The sequence below is a fragment of the Mesorhizobium sp. WSM4846 genome (assembly GCF_055811415.1).
In genome coordinates this window covers 102924-129709 of sequence record NZ_JBVVPZ010000011.1, presented here as the reverse complement: position 1 = coordinate 129709, position 26786 = coordinate 102924, and the positions used below count along the sequence as shown (strand labels likewise).

The following is a 26786-nucleotide window of genomic DNA, read 5'->3' as shown; positions in this document are numbered from 1 at the left end:
GAGAGGCGCACATGCTTGCGCAGCGGATGTCCTTGCTTTCAGGTCCGGGCACTGCCGCCGCCCGCGAGGCAGCCAAGGTCGCTGCCGCGGCCGGCCGTCAGATCATCGATCTGGCGGCCGGCGAGGTGATCATCGAGCCGCCTACGTCAGTTCGCAATGGAGCTATCGCCGCAATCAATGCCGGCATGAACCGCTACACGGATTCAATCGGTCTGGCACCGCTCCGGGAAGCCGTCGCGAAAAAACTGACGATCGAAACAGGCGTTGGCTGGAACACCGACGATATCGTCATCACCGCGGGCGCAAAACAAGGATTGCTCGACGCTGCTCTGGCTGTGCTCGACCCAGGCGACGAGGTCATCATCTTTCGCCCGTGCTGGCCGACATTCCCGTCCCAAGTTCTTCTTGCCGGCGCAAAACCCGTATTCGTCGATGTCCGGCCGCCAACCTATGTTCCCGACATTGGCGCAATCCGCGCCGCCGTCACACGGCGCACGAAAGCTATCATCATCAACTCGCCTAACAATCCCACAGGCGCTGTCTACGATCGAACAACGCTTCAGGCCATTGGCGACATCGCAATCAAGTACCAGCTCTGGATCGTTTCCGACGAATGTTATTCCAGCTTTGTCTTCACGGGTGGGCGCCATGAGTCCATTGTCATGGCCCATCCCGGGGTTCGGTCGCGGACAATCCTGGTAAATGCCTTCTCAAAAGAGCTGGCGATCACCGGATGGCGGCTGGGCTATTTTGCTGCGCCGCAGGAGATCGTTTCCGCGGCCAAGAAACTGCAGAGTCACACGACCTCTAACCCCAACGTGATCGCGCAACACGCCATTCTGCATCACCTACAGTTTGGTGACGGCCGTTTCGAACGGGAGATGCACCGGCAATTGACGGATGCTCGTACCGTGGGGCTGCACATTCTGTCCGGCCTACGCGATATCGATGCACCGCGCGCCGAGGGTTCGTTTTTCTTCTATCTCGACCTGAGCACGTTGGTCGCTTCGCTGCCGCAGGGGGGGCACGTACGCACCACAGACGACATTGGCCGGTTGCTTCTCGAGGAAACCGGGGTGGGCTCCGTCGCCGGTGGCACGTTTGGTGATCCGAATGGTCTGCGACTGTCCTTCGGGGCGCCCCCAGGCCAGCTGGAGCAGGGACTGCAGAGGGTCGTCGAAACGTTGAACAGCCTCAAGACCAGACATGTGGCTGCCTGAGCCTCTCATCAGAAGGACGTGACATTGATATGACCAACCGTACTCGGGCGGTCATCCTCGCCGCAGGCGTGGGATCGAGACTGCGCCCTCACACGGATGCCGTTCCGAAACCTCTGGTGAAGGTAAACGGCACCCCTATGCTGCACAACGCGCTGCATCAGCTCTCCGAGCTCGGGATATGCGAAGCGACCATTGTCGTGGGCTACCGCAAGGAAGCCATCGAGAAGTCGTGCGGCCGGCGCTCAGAGGGTGTGGAAATCGAGTATGTCTACAATCCGATATTTGACCGGACCGGCAGCGCCTATTCTCTCTGGCTGGCGCGGAACACAATGCTTGCCGGCGACACTGTCTTGCTCGAAGGCGATGTGTTCTTTGAGCGCGAGGTGCTGGAACGGACGCTTCGGACTGTCTCCCCGACGAAAAAGAACGTCGCAGCGGTAGCCGCATTCACCGAAGCAATGAGCGGGTCGGCGGTCGAATTGGCCGGAGATCACTCCGTCTCCACGTTCGTGATGAACCAGACGCCGGCCCAGGCGCAGGCAAGGAGTCTCTTCAAGACGATCAACCTGACCCATCTCTCTGCGGCGGCACTGCACGATCGGCTAGTGCCGGCGCTACATCGCGCAGTCGAAAGCGGGCATCGGACCGCCTATGTCGAACAGATTCTGGCCCTTCTGGTGGAAAACCGCGAGCTGCCGCTTTCTGCGGCTGACTGCAGCGACACCCGCTGGTTCGAGATCGACAGCGAGGCCGATCTCCAGTTGGCGGAGGAGATTTTCGCGCTGCCACCGGCACTTGCATTACCCGGTGCATCTTCAGTCTCACTCGCGGCAGGAGCAAGGAGATGATCGGCTACCTGCGTGATTACGCGAATGCCATCTGCCATCACTGTGCTCGCATACTTGTTCGCGGTCGTGGGGCTGTACCTCGCTCAAAGGAAGGATTGAGCTCGGTGTCGCAGCCATGCTCTGGACCTGGTTTCTGGACCATCGGGACGGGCACGTTGCGTGCGAGACGAGCACCTTCATCGGGATTGGAGGGAATTCTAAGAGCTTCGACGAGTTCGCCGGCGTGGTGTTCCCGCGGCCGTGATAATTCTCATCGGCTGGGGGAGCGCCCGGTCCTTGATAGCGAGTTTGATTCTTGTGCTGGGGGTACATCAGAGAGCGTGAGGATTTGAGTGGGCCCGCTTGTCAGCGACGCCCTGATTGTCGTTCGCCGTTGCCGCGGTACCATTTTCTCAATGTCGGCGGCCAGGTAGCGGTCGAGGGTCTGGGTTCTGTTCGCAAAGAGCTGTCCAGCAGGATTGAGGCAGCACAGAACCGGTCGATGCAACTCTCATGGCAAGTCGGAGAGGGCCGACTCGACCTATTGATCAAGTCAGCAAGCGAGGAAACGTCATGAACGATCCTGGGAAAGAAAAAGATGCATATACCGCCTATGGCGAAATATGGAGTGATATATACGATGAATATGGGGAAGCGCTCAACAAGTCGATCGAGATCGAGCGGGCAGTCCGATTTCTCGCGCCCTTCGCAAAGAACGGAACCGCACTCGAATTGGGCGTCGGAAACGGCCACTTCGCCTTACCCCTTTCGAAAACAGGAGCTTCGGTTCACGGTCTGGATAACTCGGAGAAGATGCTTGCCTCGCTTTGCGCAAAGAAAGGTGCACAGTCTGTCACAGCACACGTAGGCGACATGGCAGAGTTCGACCTCGGCACCCAATACGATCTCGTGTACTGCGTTGGTAACACCTTCTCGCTTATGACTACAGTCGAGCAACAGATCAGTTGTTTGACATCATCTGCAAAGGCTCTAAAATCGAATGGCTGCCTTGTAGTCGATTTGAACTATCCATATACTGGTGACTTCTCCGGTGAAGGTATGTATCGTGACCAAAGAACAACAGTTATACATGTAGATGAGCAGCGCGCGATGATTCGTTTTGCCAGACACGACCGCAATCAGCAGCATTTAATTTCTCTGGACTTCTGGATTACACCGGCAGGGGGCCGGACGATGCCGCTTAAGATGCGATATGTCTATCCAACTGAACTCGACTTGCTCGCAAGGATAAGCGGACTTGTGCTTCTTGAGCGCCACGGAGACTGGCAGCGGCGCCCATTTGACAATAAATCTTCGCGATACATGTCGGTGTTCCGCAAGGCAACATGCGAGCGCCGTTGAGAGGGAAGCGCTATGTCAGTCGCTTCTAGCAATGTAGCCATAATAACATGGTTGAGGTATGACCACAGAGCGCTGCGAAGATCATTCAGTTCGCGGCGAACCTCGCCCGACTTCCATGCAGGCCAGATCCGCTCGCTGACACAGCACATAAAGGCTGTCACCTTGGACAAGAACGCCCGGGAAGGCACGACCAGGATGCCGCATGTCAGCGGCATTGGTCTTGTCCCATAGTATAGACGTTCTCGCTCTGCATCAGTGGCTCGCGGATCGGCTTGCCGCACCGTCAGAGCACGAGCTCGCTCACCCGCAACCCCGAATCCGCGAGGCTCTCGCCGGATTTACTTGGCTTCTCCATTGTCGAATGCCTGACAAAATTGCGTCGAAGCAACAGACAGAACGGACGGGCGCACGTCCAAGATGCTGACAACAAAAACGCTTTTTAAGTTGGCATTGCTCTTGCTGAATAAACTGCGACGTTCACTCAGGAATCCTTGTCCGCCTGATCGGTAAAAGGTGGTCTGCAGCAAGCGGTCGAAGCCTGCGAGGATCGAGTGAAAAGAGTTAGGCGTGCATTTTATGCTTGAGCCGCAGAGATGACAGCAGTCCTACCACGGGCCGCCGTTGGGGAGTAGGATGATGATCCGTTATCTGTTTGATCCTGCGAACGCCATTACGGCTCTCGGACTTATCTTCGCCACGTCGGCAATCTATTTTGCGCTGGTCGGACGCTTCGAAGTTGGCATCTGTTTTGGGTTATGGGCTCTTTTAGCGGATGACCCCGACGGCATGGTGGCCAAGAGTTCCATCAAGCGATCAGCATTGACGGCACAGGTTGGAAGTGCCTTCGATGGGTTAGCGGATCTGGTATACGCGGCTGTCTTTCCGGCGGTTCTAATTTTATCTTTTAATGCGTTCTCTGTTCCCGCATTGTTAGCTGCGGTCTGCCTTGTCGTGTCTGGAGCTCTCCGCCTCAGCTACTTTTCAACGTTCGGGCTCGATGCTGACGGCTTCGGTAGAGGCCTGCCGCTGAATAATGACCTCTTCGTATTGGCACTTCTATTCGCCGCCAATCGGGTCGTGCCGGTCCAGAACCTTGGCACGCTTTTGATTGGAGCAGCGTTTCTTCTGTCAGTTCTGCATCTCTCGCATTTCAGATTTCCGGGCACGGGCAATGCGCTACGGCTGACCAACCTCGTACTTGCGGCAATCGGATCAATCGCTTTGTTAACGCCTGAATTCGCATCCTGATGCATCGGAGGAGAAGAAGCCATGGACGGATCTTTCGAAAGTGAGACGCGCACGGTCTTCGATCGCTATCAGCGACAGCAAGAGAATAACGAGCATATATTCACCCGATTGGTTTCGTTAATTGATGAAGAATACTTCGGCTTTAACTCCGGAGGCTTCGCTGGACTTAATTTCCTAGACGCCGGTTGTGGATCAAACGCGAATGCATCCTATGCCTTCCTGGAGAAAGGTGCCGCCAAAGTCACTTCGCTTGAACTTGGGGAGGAGTGGATGGATTGTGCCGCTCGACGCCTTTCGAAATTCGGCGCGAGATCGGTACTAGTCGATGGGAGTGTTCTGAATTTGCCGTTCGCCGATGGAACCTTTGACTTCGTACACTGCGCGGGGGTCCTGCCTCATACAGCGAATCCGCGCAAAGGGTTTGACGAACTGGCAAGGGTGACGCGGCCGGGCGGACATTTCTTTCTGACCATTATGGGGACCGGAAACGGGGTTCTCTATCGCTGCATCAACCATCTTCGTGAACTGTATGCTTCCGACGCTCAATTCCGGCAGACAATCAACGATCTTGATGGCCGCACGGCCAAAGAAGCGATTGACTGGTTGTTGGCCGTTAAGGGTCAAAACGAATCTCCCGTTCTTGAAGGAGAGGATGGTTTCTTTCGAAGCCTGTTCGATGATGACCTGTTCGTCACGGTGCGTGATCGCTTCCAGGCCCCCACGTATCACGAGTTCGCCTTTACCGAACAACAAATGCGTGACTGGTATCGCGAGAACGGTTTTGGCGCGGTGCGACGGGTCTCAAGATACACGAAAGGCTTCAAAAACGTTCGCCGGTTTCTGGCTCCGATGTATCTGCACTACCACCACCCGCTCGCCAGGTTTTGGTTTGGTGACGGCTGCATACAGATGATCGCAGTCAAAGGCTAAGGAAAGCCTGTCGGACTTCGTGCGATAACCGTGCTGGCGCCCAGAACAGAGGCTCGACCTAGGTTTCAAATCCGAGATTGCAACCAGCGTTGCAGTGAATTGTTGCGCGTCTGCTTGGCCGACGACTCCAACCAAACCGACTGCCCTCGAGGCATCTCGATCGGCCATGTAGCCATGCGAAGGAGAGGCCACATTGTGCGGCATTTTTGGTTTCATTGCCCATGCGCGTGATATCTCCCTTTCTAGAGACGTGCTGGAGCGCTGCGCAGAAGAGATTGCCCATCGCGGACCAGATGCCGGCGGCTGCTACATTGGCCGGAATTTTGGATTTGCCCATCGCCGGCTTTCGATTATCGATCTCGACCCTCGTTCCAATCAGCCGTTCGTTGAAGCGGATACCGGGATCGTCATCACCTACAATGGCGAAATCTACAACTTCAGGGAACTTCGCGTCGCGTTAGAGAAGGAGGGAGCGATATTTCGCACCACGTCGGATACCGAGGTGATCTGCAAGGCTTTCGCTACCTGGGGCATCGACTGCCTACACCTGTTTCGAGGAATGTTCGCCTTTGCGCTCTATGATCCGAGCTCTCAGGCCACATTCTTGGTTCGCGATCGTCTGGGAATAAAGCCTCTCTACTATGCTGATACGCCGACCGGCCTTGCTTTCTCTTCGCAGCCCTCAGCAATTCTTCGTTGGCCCGGTGTCAATGGGTCCATTGATCCGATCGGAGTGTCGAACTTCCTTTCGTTCCGTGCCGTCTTTGGCGAGCGTTCGCTGTTTACCAACATCAAGAAGATGCCTCCCGGCACCTGGATGCGCTTGCAAGGAGGCGAGCGGCGGCATGAGCGGTGGTGGTCGCGGACGCCCGACAAGATGGAAGACGCCCCCATTCAGCAGATGATCGGCGCCGCTGTTGAGGAACATCTGGTTGCAGACACGCCGGTGGCGATGCTCCTGTCCGGGGGGTTAGATTCCAGCATAGTTGCTTACGAGATCACAAATTGCTCATCGATAAAACCCACCTGTTTCACCGGGGTTGTCGGAGGTGACGGCTATGACGAAAGTCCGTTTGCCGCTGAGGTCGCGGCAATGATCGGTGCGCCTCACCGCCTGGTTCCTCTGCCGTCGGCGACTGACATCGAGACCGTGACGAGACTTATTGCGCTGCGTTGTCATCCGCTTGGCATGCACAATGAAACGGCTATGTACCTCCTCGCGCAACGAGTTGGAGCGGACTACAAAGTGGTGCTAACTGGTGAAGGCGCCGACGAACTCTTTGCCGGTTACAGTCGGATATATCGGCTGCCCTTCGATTTGATGCGAGACAGCTGGCTTGCGTGGATTCCGGCTCGTTTTGGCCGTCCAATACGGCGACATGTCGGCCTGCCAAACGAGCGGTGCTCGGAATTCGAGCTGTTCATAAATCAATACGCGTATTTCCCGATTGGCGAAAAACTATCGTTGGCCACGGAAGCGTGGAGGCGTGCGATCAACGACGACCACACTCTGATCGAGTGGATGGAAGAGGCATACCTTTCGGCAGGTGACAGTCCAGCCGCACGCATAGCCGGCTTCTTCGTCGAGCATCATCTGACCGCCCTACTGGAGATGGTCGACAACACGACGATGGCAGCGGGCGTCGAGGCTCGCGTTCCCTTCACCGATCATCGGATCGTGGAGCGGGCGCTATCGATGAGGCCGGCAGAGCGTCTGCGCTGGCGCAGCAGGTGGGCCGCGATAAAGGCTTGCGCAACGCCGATCAACTCGTTCAGCGAGCTTTTGGACGTCTCGAAAGTGCCGTTGCGGAACTCCTACACCCAAGTGCTGCCGTCGTCCGTCATGACACGGAAAAAGCTCGGCTTTCCGTTGCCGTTGGGTCAATGGGCAGCCGGCAAGGGATCGCGTCCGTTCCGGGACATGTTATTCAAGAGCACCCCTGCCATCGCCGACTTCATCGATGTCGGGGCGCTCAAAGGCTGGTACGACGCGCAGGCTGCTCACGCATCCGATGCGTTTGGGAGGCAATTTTGGCTCATCAGCAATCTCGAAATCTTCCTGCGGCAACATTAGCGTTTTTGCGCCGTGCCGTCGGACACGGCTTGCAACGCGGACATAGCGGTTTCGCAACGGTGGTGTTGCCATCATGGCACTCTTCGTCAGGGCTGCATCGCAGGAGATTTCCATTCAGATAGCATTTTCCAATCAGTCAATGCCGTCAGCGCCGTGCTGATCTACCACGCCCTAAGAGGAGAAATTGCCCTTGGACCCAACGGTTCTTGTTCCCTCTCCGGCGTGCTATGTTTGAACCTCCCTCCCCCTGCTCTTCGGCTGCGTATTCTCTCGGGACAACCTGCTTCAATCGTCTTCCACTTTCTCTTCGGGACCGTGCTTTTTTCTCTGTCGACAGCATGATTTGGGTAGAAAGCGATCGGACGGGTGACATCGTCTACTGTGCGGCTCCGGCGTATTGGGAGGTTCGGGCGGGGCCAAATCGGCGGTGGTCGCTGCGTGGCGGCGCATTCCGATGTTGATCATTGCGGCCCCGGATTACCTTTATCTGGTATGGAAGGTCACTCGGGGTCTCGTCTTCCTCGGCAACGTCCCTTCGACGAGAAGCGCGATCGCCATTTTGTTCCTCAGAGTCTCGTTCGGCCTGACCTTCTCCGTTCGGTCGGCCAATCATCGCGTTCGGACCACGGCGCCGACCGGGGCCTGCCGATTCAAATTGGATAGACCTGAAGAGGAGGATGGGCAATGAAAGCAGCGGTCTTCGAAATGATTGATCCCTTCCTCAGGGCTCCGAGCCTAATCCGGGGTGACACCGTCGTGCTGGAGCCGCTGAATGAGGGACACGAGGAAGAGCTCCGGAGCGCCGCGGCCGATGAGAGAATCTGGCAATTTCTCGGCGCAAATGGCGCAACCGCTTCAGGGTTCCGGGATTGGTTGTCAGGATGATCGCAGAAACGGTGAGCAGGCAACGGCAGGTCTATGTGCTTGGGACTGTTGGCGCCGGCAAAATTGCCGGAGCATTCGGTTTCAAGGATATAGATGTCTTCGAAGAGCGAGTGACGGTTGGCAGCAACTGGCTGTCGCCGCACGCTTGGGGTACCCACGTGAACGCGGAAGCGACTTTTTTAGCTGCTGAAGCAGCTCTACGAAGACCTGAGGGTCAATCGCTGCGAATATTTTGTTCATACCGGAAATGTAAAGATGCTTTAGCTTTCTGGATCGGATCGGCTTTGTGCAAGAAGGAGTTCTCAGAAGTCGGTTCCGATTGCGTGGCGGCGAGGTTTGTGACTTGGTTGTCGCCAGCTGCTTGGGGGATGATTGGCCCATCGTTAAGAAGAGGCTCCAGTCTCGAATGGACCGTAAGGGCTTTCATCTAGCCGTTCCGAATTCGGCGAGCCCTGCAAACGACAGGATTCGCCGTCGACAACAGATATGATGAGATGGGCCTTCAAACGTCAGAAATCAGAAGCCAGATGTCATTCAGCTATCCTCGACACAAAAAATTCTTCGGATGATAGAGACGCAAGGAGAGGTCCGCGAGACCTCATGCGTTCTTTGGAATCTCCGTGGCAACGGCAAGGCGAGATCCCAGGTCTCTTCGAGCGCAGCGGCCGCGCAGTTCGCGTTAACAGCGGCGCAAGTTGCGACGGAGGAGCTTCAACATGGTACGGACCGCGATCGACCGACAGTGTAGACAGTGTAGATAGATACGCGAATGTCTCATACAGCTTTCGGCCATATGCAATTAAATCAATCGGGACAACTGCCGCACGGCGATCAGCGTGCGTTGCCGCATGCATCGCTCACTTCCCCCAGCCAACGTGTGCAACAAACGTGGCGAGAAGGCGTTCGCCAGACACCTCAACCGAACCCGAATTGTCAATATGCACAACGTCAGCACCTTCGACCGGATGCTGGTCGCCTCGAATCAAACGCTGCCTCACACTTTCCGGGTTTTCGCGTCCCGTTCGGCCAGGCGCCTCGCCAATACCTCCATTGGCGCGGTGACATTGATCACAAACAGTTGCGGGTAGCGCCGCCGCGCATCCGGAAGGGCGGCGCGCGAGCCATTGGCCACCACGACATCGCCGCGTTCCGTCCAGCCATCGATCTCGGACGGAATGCCATAGGAGAGGCCATGCGCCTGCCAGTGAAGGGCGAAAGGACCTTCGAGAACACGACGGTCGAAATCGTCCCGGTCGACGGGCCGGTGGTCCTCGCCGGGCCCTGCCGGCCGGCTGATGATCCGGCGCACGAAATGAAAGCGTGGATCGGCCTGAAGGCGGTCGCGCGCATAGTCGATCAGCGTGTCCTTTCCGGCACCGCTGGGACCGACGACAAGGGCAAGACGGCCATGCGACGCCATGGCCTTCAGACCGCCGTCTGGAGAGCCGCGCCGGTCTTCAGCGCAAACTGAGAGCGGACGACGAGATCGGCATTTCGGAGTTCCTGCACAAAGAGCGACGGGGCGTCGATATGATAGTCTTCGGACAGATACGGCTCGAAGATCATTTCCAGACGGGCAGGCATTCCGGCGCGCTGTTCCGGGAGGCGGTTGGTCAAGGTCATATGGAAGCGGAACCGGCCTGAGACGTAAGGGTAGCCCCAGGTGACTAAATTGGTCGTCTCGACTTCATCGAGCTCCCGACTGATGCGCCGCTTGAGGTCGTCTCCGTCCATCAGCGCCCGGAATCGACCGAATTCTTCGACGATCTGCGCAGCAAAACCGCGCAAGGCGGGATGGGGTGAACGGGCATGAGGGCGAAGAAACCACCGAGAAGATCGATCTTCAATGGCCCGATCGGGCAAGAGGGGCCGCGATGCAGCAAACTTGCTCAGCACCTGCTCCAGATCCTCGACCGAAGTGCCTTCTGTCAACCGGAACGGCGCTTTTAGCGTCGCGTGAAAGCCGTATGGGGCGCGGTTCCGACGTGAATTCGAGGGCCCTCGGACCGCCCTGTTACCAGCATCAGGTGCGAACGCATCGCGGCCAAGCCATGCACACGCCGCTAGGATGTGCGGATGTTCGCGAGCCGGAGTTTAGTAAATGGCGTAGCGGAGACTGGATGGTTCCGGCATCAGGCGCATGCCTTCGTCAGGGTCGCGGCCGGCACCGCTATGGCGATTGATTGTCGATCTCGAACAACCGGTCGGCAACGGCTTCCCAAACCTCCTCGTCGTGGAAGATGCCAACGATCGCGGCGCCGCGAGATTTCGCCTCGTTGATCAGGTCAACGACGGTCACACGGTTGGCGGCGTCAAGCGAGGCGGTCGGTTCGTCAAGCAGTAAGACGGGGTAATCCACGAGGAAGCCGCGGGCGATGTTGACGCGCTGCTGCTCGCCACCGGAGAAGGTGGCCGGAGCCAGCGACCAAAGACGCTCGGGAATGCGAAGCCGGGTCAGCAGGTTCTTGGCAAGGGCCTTGGCTCCATCGGCCGGCATGCCGTTGGCGATCGCCGGCTCGGCGACGACATCGAGAGCCCCGACGCGTGGAATGACGCGCAGGAATTGGCTGACATACCCGATGGTCGAGCGGCGGATCTCCACGACTTCCCAGGGTTCAGCGGCGAGAAGATCGACGGTTTCGCCCATATGCTCGACTAGGATCTGGCCTTCGTCCGGCTTGTAGTTGGCATAGAGCGAACGCAGCAGGGTTGACTTGCCGGCGCCAGACGGCCCGCGCAGGCAGACGCATTCGCCGGACTCCACCGTCAGCTCGATGTTGTCGAAAACGGGTAGGACGATGCCGCCCTGGGTATGGAGCGTAAAGCTTTTGGAAAGGCTAATGGCGCGGAGCGCAGCGTTCGTTACGGATTTCATTGGAACGGTTCTCCCGGTCTGATCGAAGGAGACGTCTTGTGATCTGCGTTTTGTCAAAAGACCTGCCCGCCTTCTTTCCAGACTTTGCGTACAAGTGGAATGTCGTTGATCTCAATGACGTGGCAGAGATCGGCTCGGCTGCCGATCTTGATCGCGCCCCTGTCGGCTAGGCCGGTAGCCGAGGCAGGAGCTGAACTGACGGTAGAGATCGCCCGCGGCAAGCTCATCCCGACCGGCTCCCTGGTCAGCTGAAAAGCACCATGCAGCAGGCTTGCCGGAACGTAATCCGAGGCGAGGATATCGAGATGTCCGGTTGTCGCCAAATCCCGGGCGCTTATGTTTCCTGAATGCGAGTTGCCGCGAACGACGTTGGGCGCGCCCATCAGCACACGAACGCCGAGCGAATGCGCCGTTTCCGCTGCAGCCCGCGTCGTCGGAAATTCGGAGATCAGCACGCCGGCAGATTTTGCCTCTCGAACATGCTCGGCTGTTTCATCATCGTGGCTGGCGATCGGCAGTTGCCGAGCACGGGCAAGCGCAACGATACGGGCCTGATTTTGAGGTCCGATCGTTCGGGAGGCGTCCATCCATGCTTCAATATGGCGATCGGCATCCTCTTCCGACCAGCCATACTGTGTGATCTGCATCTGACGGAAACGGTCGAGTTGCGGCGACTGACGATGGCCGGGGGCGTGATCCATAACCGAGACAAGCTTCACGAGCGGATCGTCCACCAACGGCGCGAATCTGGACAGGACTTCCTCGTCCGTGACCTCACAGCGCAGATGCAGAAGATGGTCCGCTCGAAGCACGCCACAGTCCTGGGCTTCATGGATGCCATCGACGAGGATGGGCAGAATGCGAGCCCGATCGTCTTGCTTTCTGTGATCGCGGGTCGTTGACCCGATGCAAAGGGAATCGAAAACTGTTGTGATGCCGGCTGCGGTGACCAATGCATCATGCGCTACGACAGCGGAAAGCGGGTTCCAAAGCACTCCGGCCCGGGGTAGAGCATGCTTCTCGAGATTGTCTGTATGAAGGTCGATGAGACCCGGTATAAGATAGCCTCCTCCGAGATCGATCGCGCCGGGCGCCTTGCTCCTTCCGGGAGCGATGTCATTGATGCAGCCGTCAACGACATGGACGGTTCCTTCATAAACCTCGTCCGGCAAGACGAGTCTTGCGCCGGTCAAACTCAGTTCGTTGTTGACGGAGCGTTTGACCGCCACGCGCGATGAAACGTCATTTCCGAGCATTTAGAGCACCGATGATACGAGAAGTTGCGTGTAGGCGTGATGCGGATCATCCAGGACCTGATCCGCCAGACCGGTCTCCACAAGGTTGCCCCGCCACATCACTATGATGCGGTCCGCCAACAGCCGGGCGACGGAAAGATCATGGGTCACGATCACCGCCGAGATACCGAAATCCAGGACCAACTGTCGCAACAGATCCAGCAGCCGAGCTTGGACCGAGACATCGAGCCCGCCGGTCGGCTCATCCATGAAGACGAGGCGCGGCTTGGTGACGAGAATTCTGGCGATCTGCAGGCGTTGCTGCATGCCGCCGGAAAAGGTTCTCGGGTGATGATCCGTGCGCCGCAGATCAATCTCGACCCGGGCGAGCCACTTCTGAGCCTCTTGCCGTATGTGGCCATAGTGTCGGGCACCGGTGGCCATCAGCCGCTCGCCTATGTTGCCTCCTGCGCTGACTTCCATTCTGAGGCCATCGCGCGGGTTCTGGTGCACAAGTCCCCAATCGGTACGCATCAGCTTGCGGCGCTCCGGCTCTGACAATGTCAGAATATCCGTTGGCCCCTTGTCATGGAGGTCGTAAACTACGGACCCGGTATCCGGCATCAACCGACCCGAAAGGCAGTTGAGCAAGGTCGACTTGCCGGATCCGGATTCGCCAACAATGGCGATGATCTCCCCTGGGAAGAGGTTGAAGGAAATGTTCTGGCAGCCGATCGTCTTTCCATAGCCTTTCGTAAGATTTTGCACGGAGAGCAGTGATTGTCGGCGCTTGGGTTGGACCTGAATTGCCGTTCTCATCGTAATTGCGATCCCTTTTTGATTTTAGAAGTCGGGAACGATTCAAATGGAGCCCTGCCTTGACCCTCCGGTCCAACGTGACCATGGTCTCGACGGGTTGCGCAGTAGTCGGTGTCGGAGCAAACGAACATTCGATGCCCGCTGTTATTCACGACAATCTCGTCGAGGTAACTGTCGGTCGCTCCACAAAGCGCGCAGCATTGCCTCCATTTTTGCACTCGGAACGGATGGTCTTCGAAGTCAAGATTGTGCACTTGCGTGTAAGGCGGGACCGCATAGATTCGCTTCTCGCGACCAGCACCGTAAAGCTGGATCGCCGGACTGTTCGCTATCTTCGGGTTGTCGAATTTGGGAACAGGCGACGGTGACATCAGATATCGCCCGTTGGTCATGACCGGGTAGCTGTGAGCCGTGGCAATATGGCCGAAGCGCGCAATGTCTTCGTAGAGCTTGACGCTCATCAAGCCGTATTCTGCATAGGCATGCATTTTCCGCGTCTCAGATTCCCGCGGTTCCAGACTGCGCAACGGTTCTGGCGAGGGAACCTGGTAGACGATGACTTGACCCTCTCTGAGAGGCGTTTCGGGCACGCGATGGCGTGTCTGAATGATTGTGGCGGCAGCGGTTTGTTCGCTCGTCTCGATTCCAGCCACGCTCTTGAAAAATCGGCGGATCGAGACCGCGTTCGTGGCGTCATCCGCACCTTGGTCAATCACCTTGAGCGTGTCGTTGGGGCCGATGACACTGGCTGTCACTTGTATGCCACCAGTACCCCATCCGTAGGCTAGCGGCATCTCGCGACTGCCAAATGGAACCTGCAGGCCGGGAACGGCCATCGCCTTCAAGATGCACCGACGGATCATCCGTTTGGACTGCTCGTCGAGATAGGCAAAGTTGTACGTCTGGCGGCTACGCTTGGCCGCATCTTCACGAATGCCAGTCATTCCGCCGCCTCCTTGGTTGAACGGCTGCCGACTTGCGCCTCGCGCAGCTGTCGAATGAACTGCAGGTCACCCTGAAAATCGACGTAGTGAGGCAAGGTCAAATGTGAGACGAACCCGGCTGCCTCGAGATTGTCGGTATGAGAAAGCACAAATTCCTCGTCCTGTGCGGGGTATTTCACATCCTCGCCATATTCGCGCGACCGCAACGACCGATCGATGATCGCCATTCCCATCGCCTTGCGCTCACTCTTTCCAAAGGAGAGACCATATCCCCGCGTGAAGCGTGCTGGTTCGTCGTCCGAGCCCGCAAACAAGTCCAACATCTGGCATTCCGTGACGGTGATGTCTCCTATCGAAACGGGAAAGCCCAGTTCCTCGGGAATGAGCTCGATCGCGACGTCTCCGACCCGGGTTTCGCCGACATAGGGATGGGCTGCGCCATAGCCGCGCAGGGCGGAATAGGCCAATCCCACGACAAATCCTTCATCGCCACGTGCTAGGTTCTGCAAACGCTGATCGCGACCGGCCGGTAGCGCCAGAGGCTCTCGCGTTAGATCGAACACCGAGGCTTCATCTGGCGCAGGCACTTCGGCTTCGATCAGGCCTTCATCCGAGATGCTGTCGAAAGCACGCGGACAATTGGCGTCAAGCGGGGTCTCACCAAGTTCCGCTTTCAGCTCCTCGACTTCAGCGTTGTCGACGAGGTCGAAATCAAGCAGCCGATGCGTGTATTCGTAGGTCGAACCGAGGACCTGGCCTCCCGGAACGTCCTTGAAGGTGGCAGAGATCCGTCGCTGGATTGCCATCCGATCCGTATTGATCGCTTTCGACACCGCAAAGCGCGGCAGGGTCGTCCGGAAAGCCCGGAGTAGGAAGATCGCCTCGACTGCGTCGCCCTGAGCCTGCTTCAATGCGAGCGCTGCAAGCTCTCTGTCGTAGACCGAGCCCTCGCACATCACCCGATCGACAGCGAGACCGAGTTGCTCGGCAATCTGAGTAACCGCAAGTTCGGGGACTTCAGGATCGCCGCGCCTATCCTCTGCGATCAAGCGGTGCGAGTTGAGAATAGCCTGCTCGCCCCCTTTAACAGCCACATATGCCATTTAGATCTCCACCGATATGCTGCGAGGAAGAGCAATGATTGCGTTTCCGGAGGTAAAGAGGACATCCACCCCGATTGGATAAAGCTCCTGATTGAGCTGCCACTCTCCCCAGAACCACGACGGAAGCCCCTCAATGGCGACCGAGGCCTCGTGCTGGATCCCAGGCCCACGCCACCGAACCGGTGAACCGGCAGTAAAGGAGGGGACCTGGACAATAATGGTTGTCGAAGTCTGCGGCTCCAACTCGGTTCCGAGATGAAACTCTGCCAGGCGTGGCATCGTCACCGGATCCGTCACGATGCCAAATACCGCTTCTTCCGCGCCAACCACGAACGGTGTAGCGCAGTGAAACCGAAGGTAATTGCGGACCTCGTCGCCGCTGGATCGGTAATCGAGCCAGATCGGTGTTTCGAAGTCTGCCAATGTGAGGCAAGCGGAGACGGTCGCCGGTGCGAGCGGTCCAACTGCCGTAGTTTCAGAGCCGAGCGTTTGCGGACGGCCCACATATGCATAGGCATCCAGGATACGGCGGAACGTGTCTTGGCTATCGAAGACGGGATGCGTGAATCCGGGCTCGATCCCGGAAGTGTCCATAATGCTGCTCATTCCGGACTCGTGCCTCGCGCCATTGCAAAAAAATCGACCTTTGTGGAAGCCGCCTTGCGGCTCTTCAGCTCACGGCGGCTCGCTTGTATTGCTTCGAATCGAGCGACCAATTCATGACTCTCGGCCGCGACTTCATCCGCCCTTTGAAGAAGCGCATCGAAGACTGCCGCCAGTTCCGCCTGGCGTTGGTCGCGTCCGAGCACGAAGGCGAACCCCGTCGTGCCGTCGGCTAGCCTCAGCGCACATCGGGTCATCGTGGCCTCACCGAGGTTAAAGGGGCTGCCGGTACCGCCTGCCCGTCCACGCAACAGGACGAGGCCGGTCTCGGGCCGACGCAGCCATTCATATTGTGGTGCGGTGGGCAGATCGCTCCATGCGCGCTCAAGGTCTTCGCACATGGTTCGCGCCAGAACCGCCATCCATCGCTGCCTTTTTTCCATTTGATTGCGCACTTGCATTCGCCGCTCGATTGAGGCGTGGATAACGGACCAGACCTAAGTTGATACATAGATATCTAGGTATCTAGTTAGAAGCACTTTGCAACACTTTAATGACAAGACGCTGTTCTGGTAAAAAAGTGTTGATCCGAGGAGGGAAGATACCGTCGTTTGGAAGGTTGAAGCCACGCACAAGCTCCCTTTCCATTCGCCGGCAATCTGGGTTTAGCCGTCGCCTTCTATCAGATATTCATATCTGTCGGCTCGGATAACGCTGAAGGCGTATTTGATCGGCAATCCGTCTGGTGTCACATCGACATTGGTTTCAAACAGCACTGGACTGGACGAAGATATTCGCAACAAAAGGGCTTCCTGTTGGGTAGGCCTTCTGGCCGTTATCCGCGTCCATTTTCGCTTGTATTGCGGGATGCCACAACGCTTCAGGGCCGCTGTCGGAGAGTTCAGCCCCTCGAACGCGGTGGCGAGACCAGGAACGCGCTCGACGGGATAATATGCGGTTCCGGTCGCCAAGGGCCAATCGTTGATGAACGAACTCGACCTTACGGCAATAACGAGCGCTGAGGGCGCGATCTTCAAATGCGATGCAAATTCCGGTTCGACAGAGATCTCGTTGATCGACAATATCTCCCGCTTCACCGACTTGTTCTGGCCAAGAAGCTTGAACGTGAATCTCGGATCACTGTCCAAGGTATGCGAAATGAAGTCGTCGGCAACGAACGTACCGACACCGTGTTGCACCCGCAGAGCCCCTTCAGACTCCAGGGCCTTGATTGCATTGCGCACGGTATGTCGATTGACGCCAAATCGTTCCGCCAGGACAAAATCGCCGGGCAGACGACCATTCTCGAAGGCTCCCGCGTGGATGTCATTGAGTATACCGGAGCGAACCACTTCCCAACGTTTCATTAAGCACCACTTCAACTGTCGATACGGCCATTGCATTCCCCAAATGGGCACAAAACCTGTTTACTCGAAAAGCGGCAGATCGGGAAATGTCTCAGTGGGTAGCCCAAGGATGGATGCAAGCGTCGGCGCGAGGCGTGTTGCTTCAGCCTCTTCCGCCACGGCACTTGGCAGGCCGGCCCCGGAGATGATGCAGATACGGTCGTCCGCACTCATACCTGGTCGAAATCCATGGGTGGATTTGTATTTCGGGCGACCGAACGGTTGGTCTGTAGGATGCCCCGCTGGCACTTCTTCGAAATCATGCAGCGGCGGAGCCACGAAGGTCGCGACGCGCTCGCGCAGCCCTACCGGCAAATGTGCATCGCTCCAAGGTTCCGCCCCGACGGTGGCCAGCCTTTGCGTAACCTCCGCACGATCGGCGGCGTTCTCGACCAGGACATGCAACGTGGCGCCTTCGGAGCTCCATGTCTTTCCGGGAATAACCAGATCGGGCAGGATCGAGGTGTCGATATTGCCGTGGCCGTGATCGCTGGCAATTGCAATCACATATTCGTCAAGCCGCTCGGACCGCCGCAAGGTTTCCAGGCAAAAACCGACGAGAGAGTCGGCAAAAGCGACTGAGAAATGGGCCTCTTCGCTCTCGTAACCGAACTCGTGCTGGAAAATGTCTGTGACATTAATCTCGGTGATGACCAGATCCGGCGGCTCTTGTGAGCCGATCAGCCTTGCGGTGGCGGAGATGGTCAATTGGTCGTCGATGAGCGTCGTTGTGACCCGAGAGATGCTATCCGGTTTTGCGGATTGCTGAACGAAGGAGGGCAGGGGAACCCTCGCCAGGCGACCGCGTGGATCCTTCACTGTCAGAAGATAGGGGGCACTGCCGTCGCTCGGAACCTTGGTGAAGCCGGGCCCGCGCATCCAACTAGGCGGAACGTAGACGGAGGTATCTTCCGGATCAACGAGAGCATGCCCGATGCAGGCCACGTCCAAACCCGCGCGTGAAGCAAGGGTTGCAATTGTCGGCACAAGAAGATGCTCCACCTCGGCCGCGATGAATGCTCCGTCGCTCAGAACGCGATTGCCAAAAACCCCGTGCCTGTCTGCTTCGACGCCTGTGAGGATCGAAGCCCGACCGGGCATGGAGGTCCCCGGCACAGCCGAACGCATTCGGCGAACGCGGTATCCGCTGTCGGCGAGCAAAGACAAAGTTGGGAGACGCACCCGATGGTTCTCAAGATAGTCCGAACTCACGCCGTCGATCATGATCAACAGGAGTTTACGACGCTTCATTTCACTGTCATCCTTTCAATTCGAAAGGTTTTTGTTTGATGCAGGCCGTCCAGTGACCGGGCACAACCTGCCGTAATTGCGGTGAAACCGTCGCACACTCCGGGCTTGCCATCGGGCACCTGGTTCTAAAGACGCAGCCGGATGGCGGTGAAAAGGCACTCGGCACTTCACCTTTCAGGACCACCCGGTTTCGTCGTCGAAGGCTTGGATGTTCGGCCGGCAGTGCGGCCAGCAAGGCTTCGGTATACGGATGCGCAGGCGCATCCCAGAACATTGCCGAAGGGGCGATCTCTATGATCCGACCGAGATACATGACGATCACCCGGTCAGCGATGTGGCTGACCGTGCGCAGATCATGCGAGATGAAAAGCATCGTCAGGGACAACTTGTCCTTCAGATCCAGGAGCAGATTAACGATCTGCGCCTGAACCGAAACATCGAGAGCCGAAATAGGCTCATCGGCGACGATGAAGTCCGGCTCGGTCGACAATGCCCTGGCGATGGCAATGCGCTGGCGCTGGCCGCCGCTGAAGCTGTGCGGATAACGGGGGCCATGCGTCCGGGATATTCCGACCTGGGACAGGAGTTCGGCCACGCGCTCGATCCGTGCTCGCGGCGTCAGATGAGCATGATGGATCGACAGCGGTTCACCGACGATTTCCCCGACGCTCATGCGTGGGTTGAGGCTGCTATAGGGATCCTGGAACACCATCTGCATATGTCGCCGAAAAGAACGCATCTCCTTTGGCGTCAGGGTCGTCAGATCGACTCCTTTGAAGCGAACCCGACCAGAACTCGGCTGGGTCAGCCGCAGCAAGCTGCGTCCCAATGTTGTCTTGCCTGAACCGGATTCGCCGACAAGAGCGACGATCTCACCAGGAAATATCGAAAACGATGCCCCGTCGACGGCTTTGATGAACCTCTTGGAACGGAATCGCGACATGGTGCGGAGTGGCAGATGGACGCGAAGATCCTCGACCTCGAGCAAAGACGGAGCGCTGAACGCCGGGATCGCACCGCCGTCGGGCGTGTCGAAATGGGCAAAGGACGCATTCATGCTACAGCCTCCGGCTGCGCATCCGCGGCGGTGACTTCACGCCAACGCCAACACCGAACGCTGTGTCCGTCGGCCATGTCGAGTTTCGGCATGTGGAGTGCGCAGTCCGCCGCCGCATGGCTGCAGCGCGGACGAAAGGAACAGCCGGTTGCCAGATGAGCAAGTTCTGGAGGGCTGCCCGGAATGGCAGAAAGCCGCCGGGGAAATGCATGGCCGGGCTGTAATTGTGGTCGGGCCTTCAGCAGCCCGCGTGTATAAGGCATCCGTGGCGTGTCGAAGATCTGCATGACATCGCCCTCCTCGACAACCCGGCCGGCGTACATCACAACGACCCGGTCAGCGATTTCGGCAACGACACTAAGATCATGCGTGATGAACAGCATGGCCATGCCGGCTTCCTGCTGTAGTTCGTGAAGAAGAGCGAGGATTTGCGATTGAACCGTGGCATCGAGAGCCGTCGTCGGCTCGTCGGCGATAAGCAATTTCGGCCGACATGACAGCGCGATCGCGATCATTGCTCGCTGGCGCATACCGCCGGAAAGCTGATGAGGATAGTCATCGAGGCGCCGCTCGGCATCGGCGATACCAACGCGATCGAGCAGCTCTCTGGCCTGGCGTCGGGCTTCCCGAAGGCTGCATCGTTGATGGGTCCGCAGAACCTCCATCAATTGGTTGCCGATCGTGTAGACCGGATTGAGCGCCGCCGCAGGATCCTGAAAAATCATGGCAATGTCGTTGCCAAGAATGCGGCGCAGTCGACGTGCGGGGATATGGAGAAGGTCCTCCCCTTGATAGAGGACCTTCCCAGCAACGATCCGCCCCTGCGACTTCGGAATGAGGTTCAGGATGGAAAACGCGGTTGCCGATTTGCCTGAGCCGGATTCTCCGACAAGGCAGACCGTGCTCCCGTGTCGAACCGAGAACGAGACCCCTTCGACTGCTCTGACAGTGCGATCGCGGGCATAGAAATACGTGCGCAAATTCTCGACGCGCAGGAGTTCGGTATGGTTCATCATAAACCGTCCTGGTAGCTGGGCGAAACAGTGGCATTCACTTGAAGTGAATGTTATCCGGCCTGAAATCCATGGTGTAATCGGTGTTCGGAAGCCACTGGATGTTGGTGCGGACCCCGTAGAACTCCGGCGCACGATACAAATAAGTACCGGGCGCTTCGTCTTCGAAAATATCGATCATCTTTTGATAGATGTCGTAGCGACGGTTGCCGTCGAGTGTGGTTTCGCCTTCGTTGGCGAGTTCGTCGAAGCGTTGCTCGTCTTTCCAAAACCGCTTCGCCCAAGTCATGTAAAGCGTGACCGCAGGGTCGGTCGGTACCACCCAGTCAGAACCGTTTCTTACGGTGAGGGCAGGATCCTCCTTTTTGAGCTTGGTCCAGCCCTCGTCGACACGGACGCTGGCGTTGATGCCGATCGCTTTCCACATCTGAACGACAGCTTCGGCGACAGCAACGCCATTCGTGTAGTAGACGGGATGCGTCATGTAATAAATCGGCTGTCCCTTGTAGGAAGATTCAGTGAGGAGCTGACGCGCGCGGTCAGGATCGAAGGCAGGCGTTGGCCGATTGGGATTGTAGAGTTCCCGTCCCCAGGCCTCATATTGAGCCGAGTGCGGCAGCGTGGCTTTGCCATCCCACAGGGCGTCCACCAGCAACTTGCGATCGATGGCGAGATTGAGTGCCTGACGCAGTTTCTTGTCTGCCATCACTGGGTTGAAGGTGTTGTAGAGAAGGAAGTGGTGGTTCATCAAGACGCTGCGGACTTCGCAGCAGCCCAGGTTCTTTACCGCTTCCACTTGATCTGGCGGCAAGCTGTTGATGATATCGACCTCACCGTTCGCGAGCGCAGTAATTCTCGCAGAGACCTCCGGGATGGCCTTGAAGGTCAAGATCGAAATCGTCGGCCGACCGCCAAAGTAGGCGTCGTTGGCCTTCAGCTGCATGCTCTCGTCGGGCTGGAGCTTGACGAAAGCGAACGGACCCGTCCCGACCGGCTTTTGGCCGAAGCCGCTCTCTCCCACCGACTCGAAATAGGCTTTCGGCACGATGTCGCTCGAATGATAGGCAAGCAGCTGTAGCAGTATTGGGCTCGGGGCTGTCGTGGTAATGCGAACCGTCACATCATCGACGATGTCGACGCGTTCGATGACCTTGAGTAGGTTTCTGGCGCTGACATAGTCAGAAGCGGGATCCAGGATCCGATCGAGGGTAAACTTTACGTCAGCACTGGTAAAAGGCTGACCGTTGTGAAATCGCACACCTGGTCGCAGCGAAAATTCCATTGTGCGATCGTCAATTCGCTTCCAGCTTTGTGCAAGGCCGGGAACAAGTTCATAAGCTGTCCGGTCCTTGCTTTGGGAAAAGTCTCGCGCAACGAGCGTGTCGAACATATTGTAGGTCATTGGGAAGTCGACATTCCCCAGAGCCAGTGCGGGATCGAAGTTAGCGCGGACGGCATTGACGCCGACAGTGAGGGCCGGTCTCGTATCTTCCTGCGCGACCGCGAAGGTCGGCAGTAGCATAGCGACCGCTATGAGTAGGTTTCGCATAGTGTCTCCTAAGGTTGGCGTTGTGAGGTTTTCCTGCGGGAAGATTTGGGAGTGGCGCGAATTTAGCTGCGGTTTCGGGGATCGAACCTGTCGCGCAACCAATCGCCGACCATCGAAGCTGCCAGCGTGATTGCGACGATCACGACACAGGGAAATACCGCCAGCCATGGTGTGGTGATCAGGTAGTTCCTCGACTCGCCTAGCAACGAACCAAGAGAAACATTTGGCGGCTGAATACCCACTCCAAGGAACGAGAGCGACGACTCCAGCACGACGATCTCGGCGAAGCTCAGGCTCGCCAAGACGATGACGGGCGACAACGTGTTGGGAAGCACATGACGCATCGCGATGCGCCAGGGGGAAGCGCCGGAGGATCGAGCCGCTTCTACGAAGCTGCGTCCGCGCAGGGCATGCACCTGGCCCCGGACCACCCGAGCATATTTGTAGTAGTCCGCGAACCCGACGACAAGCATGAGGACAAGCGGACTAGGTCCGACGACGGCGACCGCAGTCAATGCCACCAAAGTGACCGGCACCGAGGCTTGCGCATCGACCCCAGCCATGAAGCAATGGTCGATCCATCCTCCCATGCTTCCCGAGATCAGTCCACTGAGCGTGCCGGTGATAACACCAACAAGAACTCCGGCACCAGCGATAAGCAAGGTGGTCTGGGTTGCGAACAGTAGCCGGGAAAACAGATCTCGGCCAAGATGATCCGTTCCAAGCAGGTATTCGGTCGTTCCCCCGGCGAACGCCGGTGGGCGAAGTCGGTGTAGGAGGCTCTGGTCGGCAATATCGTGCGGCGCAATCACCGGCGCGATCGCGGCCAGCAATGCTATCACCGCAAGGATCAGGCACGAGACGATCGCCAGCGCCGGGGATCGGCGACGCCGTGCGGTCTCGGTGGCGACGATACCCTCCTGGGTTTGGGAAGGGCTCAATCCCGGCGCGCCGGTCTCGATGCTCATCATCACCTCCCACGCACCCGCGGATCCAGCAAGCCGTAGCCAACGTCCACAAGAAGATTGGTGACGATGATTGCCGCCGAAAACACGAGAATTCCGAATTGCAGCATGGCGAAATCGCGTTGCATGACTGCATCGATCACTAGGCGTCCTGCTCCAGGCCAGGCAAACACCGATTCCGTCACCACGGCGCCGGCGATTAGGCCACCTAGTTGCAGGCCCAGAATGGTCAACACCGGGAGGATCGCGTTTCGGAGGCCATGTTTCACCACCACACGGAATGGGCTAAGCCCTTTGCTGCGCGCATAGCGCATGTAGTCCTGGGACAGGACCTCCAACATGCTGCTGCGAACGAGCCTTGCAATGTTGGCTGAGGTCGCCAGAGCAAGTGTGACTGCGGGCAGAACAAGATGTTTCCAGCTACCCATTCCGCCGCTCGGCAGAAGCTTCAGGGAGAAGCTGAAAATCAAGATAGCGACAATGCCGACAACGAAGTTGGGGATGGCTTGCCCCACGATAGTTCCGGTTGTGAGGAAGCGATCAATCACCATGTTGTGATGCAATGCGGCCCAGAGGCCGGCGGCCATGCCGATGACGACCGACAGGAAGAAAGCCGGAATGGTTAAGAGAAGCGTATTGGGAACGCGCTCCATAAACAGCTCGACCACAGGCCGATTCGAGAAGAAACTCTGCCCGAAATCTCCGCGCAGCAAAGCGGTGCCGTACCGGACATATTGCGTGGCCACATCATCATCCAGTCCGAGCTTTTCTCGCAGCTCAATCCGTTGCTCCTCGGGAAGGTCGGGTGGAATGAGGAAGGATGTGGGATCTCCGGTCGTGCGTGTCGCAAAAAATACGATGGTGAGGATCGCCCACAAGGTGAACGCGCTGCGCAAGGTTCGCGAGATGAAAAACACCAACTCTCCTCCGCCTGAAAGGAAGAAGCCGAAACAGCTCCTAGGCGCTCTAGATGTCTAGGTATCTCGTACATGTTACGCTTTGATGACATTGACGACAAAAGCGTTAGATAATGTCGCAACATTTGTAATATTTGCGACGAAGTCCCGCAGGGAAGATATACTGAACAGCTGCGTCATTTCAGATTTGCGTCGCTCGCAAATCGCGATTTCAGCCCATTTCGGTGTCGGGCACCCCGCACTTCATCGGCAAGAGAACGGGCGACGGTTCCGGCGACGGTTCCGGCCACGGTCGCCAACCATCTGGTGGCGCACCGCGACGGTCCGGCTCTTATGGTACGGCGAACTGGAGAGCACATGCGCCCCCTGCCATGACGCACGCATCCAGAAGGAAGAGGTGAGAGGTTACGCGAACGGGTGTGATGGAGTGCGAGGCGCATCGCGTCCGACCATCCGTAAAATCGGCAGCCTTGATTAACGTCTGCGCCGTCTGACCAAGGCCATCCATGGCGGCGTGCTCTCGCTAAGGTTAAAGGCAGCCTCTTCGGCCTCGTACTGGGTCAGCCCGGTGAGCGGCCGACCGTATCTCTCGGCGGGAAGCCCTGTCAGGCTATCGATCACAGACCACAGCCCTGATTCCGACGGCAGAATCTTGTAGCGCCTCATCGAGCCCTCGCTTGCTAGATGCACAGAGAACTCCCGCTTTACCGCAAAGTTCCGCAGTGCAGCATCAAAATGTTGCGACGCACTATGAGGGATCCAGTTCATATGACGCGCGGGGTCCTTTTGGCGCGCTGCCCGGCTGCCGGGTGCTGGTCTCCGTCCCGGCCGGCCTTGATAGGGCAGCTCTGGGCTTCGACGTCTCACGCAGCTCGGCGTTCTTGGACGTCAACGCCCAGAGTCTCAGGGAACTCTCTGCTGGTCGCACCAATCCGAGTACGGATCAGTAAACGCAGCGCCGCAGCCGGCCAAACAGCTGAATGCGAGGATCGTCTATGGATTGTAAAATCCCAGCCCCACTAAAGCAGTCAGCATCGTCGACGACAACGCTATCACGCACCAGCCGAGCGCCATCACAGTCCGGCGGCTGAAATTGTCGGCAAATGGCGCCGGCGAAGATCGACAGAATGAATACCGGCAACGTCGTGGAAGTCTGCACCAGGGCGACCATCACGTCCGAAGTCGAGATGGTTGCCATCAGCCAACTGATCGCAATGGTCTGCATCAGCCAGCCCAAGCTGGACACCTGTGCGGCAACCCAGATCGCGCGAAAGGTCGGGTTCTCCAGTGGAGCAAACGTCGCCGACGAAACTGAAGCCGCGTCCGCGCGCGCCACCCTGCTCATTGGGCCGAGCCTCTCTTTTCGTGTACAGGTCGCGTTGAAGTTTTCTCCTTGGCGCACTTGCCTATGGAGAGTGGCAGGATCAGGGCATTAAAGGTGCGTAGCGGAAGTTATTCTTCGATGCTCCTACCGCGCCGAAACCGAAACCCTTCTGCTAAAAAATGGCTGTTCATTTATTAGCCGGACCGCGTTAGCGGCCCAATCGATGGTTCTGCCGGAACGTCTGAGGCGGTGTTGAGAGAGCACTTCCGTGACTTTCATTGCTTTCCGGGACTGCCTTTATTATGAAGCGGAACTTCGCCCACTGCTTTCATTCGATCAGGAGCATTCCGTGACGGAAGAAGCCGAGAACAATACTGATGCCCTCATCGAGCTCACCGCTGACATCGTATCGGCCTAGGTCTTGAAGAATCCAGTCCCGCTAGGCGAGCTTCCGGCCCTGATCGGGGCAGGTGCATGCCGCGCTGAAGGGCACAGTCGGCGGCTCCCCAGAGAAGCCTGAAGCCCTCAAGCCTGCAGTTCCCATCAAGAAGTCGGTCACGCCCGACTACATCATCAGCCTGGAGGACGGAAAAAAGTTCAAGTCTCTGAAGCGGCATCTCTCTACCCACCATAGTCTGACGCCCGACGAATACCGCGCCAAGTGGGGCCTGCCGGCAGACTATCCGATGGTCGCCCCGATATGCCGCCGCGCGTTCGGCTTTGGCCAAGACTATTGGCCTCGGTAGAAAGCCTAACGAACCCGAACAGCCTGCACCTGCAAAAAGGAGCCGCAAAAAGGCCGCGGCCTGATTGTCCGCACCTTCGTTTTGGCACGCGGCGTTTGAAAGGCGGAAGAACTCCGCCTTTTCGCAGCAAACAGTTTACCCGGACTCCTCGCAGGCGTGCAGCGCAGGTCCACTCAATGGGGTGCGCCACCTGCAAAAAGGTACTTGTAGCCGTTCGTCGTCATCCATAGGGCGCGCGCCAGATGGCTTTCCCACGCTCCGTACGCGCGCTCGGGCTCTTTTTCGGGATCAATTTTGAGCGCGATTTCGGCCACATCGCGCCATCCACGTCTTCTGCTGCGGCGTCCAGTAGCCGAATGTACAAGATCAGCCGCTCCTCGTCGTATCCGGTCAGTTTAGACATGGATGGTGCTTTCATCGGCGACATCCAGGT

General features: G+C 57.7%; 25 protein-coding genes and 3 pseudogenes. 9 read left to right on the top strand and 19 right to left on the bottom strand.

Annotated elements, in window-relative coordinates; translation table 11 throughout:
• Nucleotides 1–11 precede the first annotated feature (11 nt).
• From AC0L15_RS12680 to AC0L15_RS12670, 3 genes are all read left to right on the top strand, one after another.
• Nucleotides 12–1220, top strand: coding sequence for a pyridoxal phosphate-dependent aminotransferase (locus AC0L15_RS12680; protein WP_473496432.1), 1209 nt, complete (start codon nt 12–14; stop codon nt 1218–1220).
• Nucleotides 1221–1249: 29 nt separating this feature from the next.
• Nucleotides 1250–2068 (top strand): phosphocholine cytidylyltransferase family protein, encoded by an 819-nt coding sequence (locus tag AC0L15_RS12675; RefSeq protein WP_473496431.1) that lies wholly within the window; start codon nt 1250–1252, stop codon nt 2066–2068.
• 552 nt (nt 2069–2620) lie between these two features.
• Nucleotides 2621–3409, top strand: a complete 789-nt coding sequence (locus tag AC0L15_RS12670) for a class I SAM-dependent DNA methyltransferase (protein WP_473496430.1) — start codon at nt 2621–2623, stop codon at nt 3407–3409.
• An 81-nt stretch (nt 3410–3490) separates the two neighbouring features.
• Here AC0L15_RS12670 and AC0L15_RS12665 read toward each other — a convergent pair whose 3' ends face one another.
• Complete coding sequence (locus AC0L15_RS12665) at nt 3491–3643, bottom strand: DUF6959 family protein (RefSeq protein WP_473496448.1); 153 nt, start codon at nt 3641–3643, stop codon at nt 3491–3493.
• Between the two features lie 402 nt (nt 3644–4045).
• Between AC0L15_RS12665 and AC0L15_RS12660 the strand changes: the two genes are divergently transcribed.
• From AC0L15_RS12660 to AC0L15_RS12640, 5 genes are all read left to right on the top strand, one after another.
• Nucleotides 4046–4657 carry a CDP-alcohol phosphatidyltransferase family protein gene (locus AC0L15_RS12660; protein WP_473496429.1) on the top strand — a complete coding sequence of 204 codons (612 nt, stop codon included), beginning with the start codon at nt 4046–4048 and terminating at the stop codon, nt 4655–4657.
• Between the two features lie 21 nt (nt 4658–4678).
• Nucleotides 4679–5587, top strand: coding sequence for a class I SAM-dependent methyltransferase (locus AC0L15_RS12655; RefSeq protein ID WP_473496428.1), 909 nt, complete (start codon nt 4679–4681; stop codon nt 5585–5587).
• A gap of 193 nt (nt 5588–5780) precedes the next feature.
• Complete coding sequence (asnB, locus tag AC0L15_RS12650; protein WP_473496427.1) at nt 5781–7661, top strand: asparagine synthase (glutamine-hydrolyzing); 1881 nt, start codon at nt 5781–5783, stop codon at nt 7659–7661.
• Nucleotides 7662–8345: 684 nt separating this feature from the next.
• A complete protein-coding gene (locus tag AC0L15_RS12645) occupies nt 8346–8546 on the top strand; it encodes a hypothetical protein (RefSeq protein ID WP_473496426.1) in 201 nt (66 codons plus the stop codon).
• Nucleotides 8543–8977 carry a GNAT family N-acetyltransferase gene (locus AC0L15_RS12640; RefSeq protein WP_473496425.1) on the top strand — a complete coding sequence of 145 codons (435 nt, stop codon included), beginning with the start codon at nt 8543–8545 and terminating at the stop codon, nt 8975–8977. The genes AC0L15_RS12645 and AC0L15_RS12640 overlap by 4 nt, the downstream gene beginning before the upstream one ends.
• 426 nt (nt 8978–9403) lie before the next feature.
• Here AC0L15_RS12640 and phnN read toward each other — a convergent pair.
• From phnN to AC0L15_RS12555, 17 genes and pseudogenes are all read right to left on the bottom strand, one after another.
• Nucleotides 9404–9975: pseudogene (gene phnN, locus AC0L15_RS12635) on the bottom strand (phosphonate metabolism protein/1,5-bisphosphokinase (PRPP-forming) PhnN).
• Nucleotides 9972–10616 (bottom strand): DUF1045 domain-containing protein, encoded by a 645-nt coding sequence (locus AC0L15_RS12630; RefSeq protein ID WP_473496447.1) that lies wholly within the window; start codon nt 10614–10616, stop codon nt 9972–9974. Before AC0L15_RS12630 ends, phnN begins: the two are co-directional and overlap by 4 nt.
• Nucleotides 10617–10716: 100 nt before the next feature.
• The gene (gene phnL / locus AC0L15_RS12625) at nt 10717–11421 is read right to left on the bottom strand and encodes a phosphonate C-P lyase system protein PhnL (protein ID WP_473496424.1); all 705 of its coding nucleotides are present in this window, start codon (nt 11419–11421) and stop codon (nt 10717–10719) included.
• A 53-nt stretch (nt 11422–11474) separates the two neighbouring features.
• Nucleotides 11475–12677 (bottom strand): phosphonate metabolism protein PhnM, encoded by a 1203-nt coding sequence (gene phnM, locus AC0L15_RS12620; RefSeq protein ID WP_473496423.1) that lies wholly within the window; start codon nt 12675–12677, stop codon nt 11475–11477.
• The gene (phnK, locus tag AC0L15_RS12615) at nt 12678–13475 is read right to left on the bottom strand and encodes a phosphonate C-P lyase system protein PhnK (RefSeq protein ID WP_473496422.1); all 798 of its coding nucleotides are present in this window, start codon (nt 13473–13475) and stop codon (nt 12678–12680) included.
• Nucleotides 13472–14419: an alpha-D-ribose 1-methylphosphonate 5-phosphate C-P-lyase PhnJ gene (locus AC0L15_RS12610; RefSeq protein ID WP_473496421.1), complete on the bottom strand. Its 948-nt coding sequence runs from the start codon at nt 14417–14419 to the stop codon at nt 13472–13474. The genes phnK and AC0L15_RS12610 overlap by 4 nt, the downstream gene beginning before the upstream one ends.
• Entirely contained in the window at nt 14416–15522 is a 1107-nt protein-coding gene (locus AC0L15_RS12605; RefSeq protein WP_473496420.1) for a carbon-phosphorus lyase complex subunit, read from the bottom strand. Before AC0L15_RS12605 ends, AC0L15_RS12610 begins: the two co-directional genes overlap by 4 nt.
• On the bottom strand, nt 15523–16128 hold the full coding sequence (phnH, locus tag AC0L15_RS12600; protein WP_473496419.1) for a phosphonate C-P lyase system protein PhnH: 606 nt from the start codon (nt 16126–16128) through the stop codon (nt 15523–15525).
• The gene (phnG, locus tag AC0L15_RS12595; protein WP_473496418.1) at nt 16125–16586 is read right to left on the bottom strand and encodes a phosphonate C-P lyase system protein PhnG; all 462 of its coding nucleotides are present in this window, start codon (nt 16584–16586) and stop codon (nt 16125–16127) included. Before phnG ends, phnH begins: the two co-directional genes overlap by 4 nt.
• 204 nt (nt 16587–16790) lie before the next feature.
• Nucleotides 16791–17492 (bottom strand): phosphonate metabolism transcriptional regulator PhnF, encoded by a 702-nt coding sequence (phnF, locus tag AC0L15_RS12590; RefSeq protein ID WP_473496417.1) that lies wholly within the window; start codon nt 17490–17492, stop codon nt 16791–16793.
• Nucleotides 17493–17552: 60 nt separating this feature from the next.
• Nucleotides 17553–18782: an alkaline phosphatase family protein gene (locus AC0L15_RS12585; RefSeq protein WP_473496416.1), complete on the bottom strand. Its 1230-nt coding sequence runs from the start codon at nt 18780–18782 to the stop codon at nt 17553–17555.
• Nucleotides 18783–18789: 7 nt separating this feature from the next.
• A complete protein-coding gene (locus AC0L15_RS12580) occupies nt 18790–19725 on the bottom strand; it encodes an ABC transporter ATP-binding protein (RefSeq protein WP_473496446.1) in 936 nt (311 codons plus the stop codon).
• A gap of 110 nt (nt 19726–19835) precedes the next feature.
• The gene (locus AC0L15_RS12575) at nt 19836–20852 is read right to left on the bottom strand and encodes an ABC transporter ATP-binding protein (RefSeq protein ID WP_473496415.1); all 1017 of its coding nucleotides are present in this window, start codon (nt 20850–20852) and stop codon (nt 19836–19838) included.
• A gap of 37 nt (nt 20853–20889) precedes the next feature.
• Entirely contained in the window at nt 20890–22401 is a 1512-nt protein-coding gene (locus AC0L15_RS12570; protein ID WP_473496414.1) for an ABC transporter substrate-binding protein, read from the bottom strand.
• Nucleotides 22402–22463: 62 nt separating this feature from the next.
• Nucleotides 22464–23369 (bottom strand): ABC transporter permease, encoded by a 906-nt coding sequence (locus AC0L15_RS12565; RefSeq protein ID WP_473496413.1) that lies wholly within the window; start codon nt 23367–23369, stop codon nt 22464–22466.
• 2 nt (nt 23370–23371) lie between these two features.
• A complete protein-coding gene (locus AC0L15_RS12560) occupies nt 23372–24283 on the bottom strand; it encodes an ABC transporter permease (RefSeq protein ID WP_473496412.1) in 912 nt (303 codons plus the stop codon).
• 996 nt (nt 24284–25279) lie between these two features.
• A pseudogene (locus tag AC0L15_RS12555) lies at nt 25280–25628 on the bottom strand (MFS transporter); the annotation flags it as partial.
• 400 nt (nt 25629–26028) lie between these two features.
• On the opposite strand from AC0L15_RS12555, the pseudogene AC0L15_RS12550 reads away from it, so the two are divergent.
• Nucleotides 26029–26417 (top strand): annotated as a pseudogene (locus AC0L15_RS12550) (Ros/MucR family transcriptional regulator).
• Nucleotides 26418–26526: 109 nt separating this feature from the next.
• Here the strand turns inward: AC0L15_RS12550 and AC0L15_RS12545 are convergent.
• A complete protein-coding gene (locus AC0L15_RS12545) occupies nt 26527–26667 on the bottom strand; it encodes a hypothetical protein (protein ID WP_473496411.1) in 141 nt (46 codons plus the stop codon).
• Between the last annotated feature and the right edge of the window lie 119 nt (nt 26668–26786).

Excerpts from the sequence above, each read along its gene's own strand:
- AC0L15_RS12675 (WP_473496431.1), top strand. The coding sequence starts at position 1,250 with ATGACCAACCGTACTCGGGCGGTCATCCTCGCCGCAGGCGTGGGATCG.
- AC0L15_RS12670 (WP_473496430.1), top strand. The coding sequence starts at position 2,621 with ATGAACGATCCTGGGAAAGAAAAAGATGCATATACCGCCTATGGCGAA.
- AC0L15_RS12610 (WP_473496421.1), bottom strand. The coding sequence starts at position 14,419 with ATGACTGGCATTCGTGAAGATGCGGCCAAGCGTAGCCGCCAGACGTAC.
- AC0L15_RS12605 (WP_473496420.1), bottom strand. The coding sequence starts at position 15,522 with ATGGCATATGTGGCTGTTAAAGGGGGCGAGCAGGCTATTCTCAACTCG.
- phnK (WP_473496422.1), bottom strand. The coding sequence starts at position 13,475 with ATGAGAACGGCAATTCAGGTCCAACCCAAGCGCCGACAATCACTGCTC.
- AC0L15_RS12585 (WP_473496416.1), bottom strand. The coding sequence starts at position 18,782 with ATGAAGCGTCGTAAACTCCTGTTGATCATGATCGACGGCGTGAGTTCG.
- AC0L15_RS12655 (WP_473496428.1), top strand. The coding sequence starts at position 4,679 with ATGGACGGATCTTTCGAAAGTGAGACGCGCACGGTCTTCGATCGCTAT.
- AC0L15_RS12645 (WP_473496426.1), top strand. The coding sequence starts at position 8,346 with ATGAAAGCAGCGGTCTTCGAAATGATTGATCCCTTCCTCAGGGCTCCG.
- AC0L15_RS12640 (WP_473496425.1), top strand. The coding sequence starts at position 8,543 with ATGATCGCAGAAACGGTGAGCAGGCAACGGCAGGTCTATGTGCTTGGG.
- AC0L15_RS12580 (WP_473496446.1), bottom strand. The coding sequence starts at position 19,725 with ATGTCGCGATTCCGTTCCAAGAGGTTCATCAAAGCCGTCGACGGGGCA.
- phnG (WP_473496418.1), bottom strand. The coding sequence starts at position 16,586 with ATGCAAGTGCGCAATCAAATGGAAAAAAGGCAGCGATGGATGGCGGTT.
- AC0L15_RS12680 (WP_473496432.1), top strand. The coding sequence starts at position 12 with ATGCTTGCGCAGCGGATGTCCTTGCTTTCAGGTCCGGGCACTGCCGCC.
- phnM (WP_473496423.1), bottom strand. The coding sequence starts at position 12,677 with ATGCTCGGAAATGACGTTTCATCGCGCGTGGCGGTCAAACGCTCCGTC.
- AC0L15_RS12660 (WP_473496429.1), top strand. The coding sequence starts at position 4,046 with ATGATCCGTTATCTGTTTGATCCTGCGAACGCCATTACGGCTCTCGGA.
- AC0L15_RS12570 (WP_473496414.1), bottom strand. The coding sequence starts at position 22,401 with ATGCGAAACCTACTCATAGCGGTCGCTATGCTACTGCCGACCTTCGCG.
- phnH (WP_473496419.1), bottom strand. The coding sequence starts at position 16,128 with ATGAGCAGCATTATGGACACTTCCGGGATCGAGCCCGGATTCACGCAT.
- AC0L15_RS12575 (WP_473496415.1), bottom strand. The coding sequence starts at position 20,852 with ATGAACCATACCGAACTCCTGCGCGTCGAGAATTTGCGCACGTATTTC.
- phnL (WP_473496424.1), bottom strand. The coding sequence starts at position 11,421 with ATGAAATCCGTAACGAACGCTGCGCTCCGCGCCATTAGCCTTTCCAAA.
- AC0L15_RS12565 (WP_473496413.1), bottom strand. The coding sequence starts at position 23,369 with ATGAGCATCGAGACCGGCGCGCCGGGATTGAGCCCTTCCCAAACCCAG.
- phnF (WP_473496417.1), bottom strand. The coding sequence starts at position 17,492 with ATGAAACGTTGGGAAGTGGTTCGCTCCGGTATACTCAATGACATCCAC.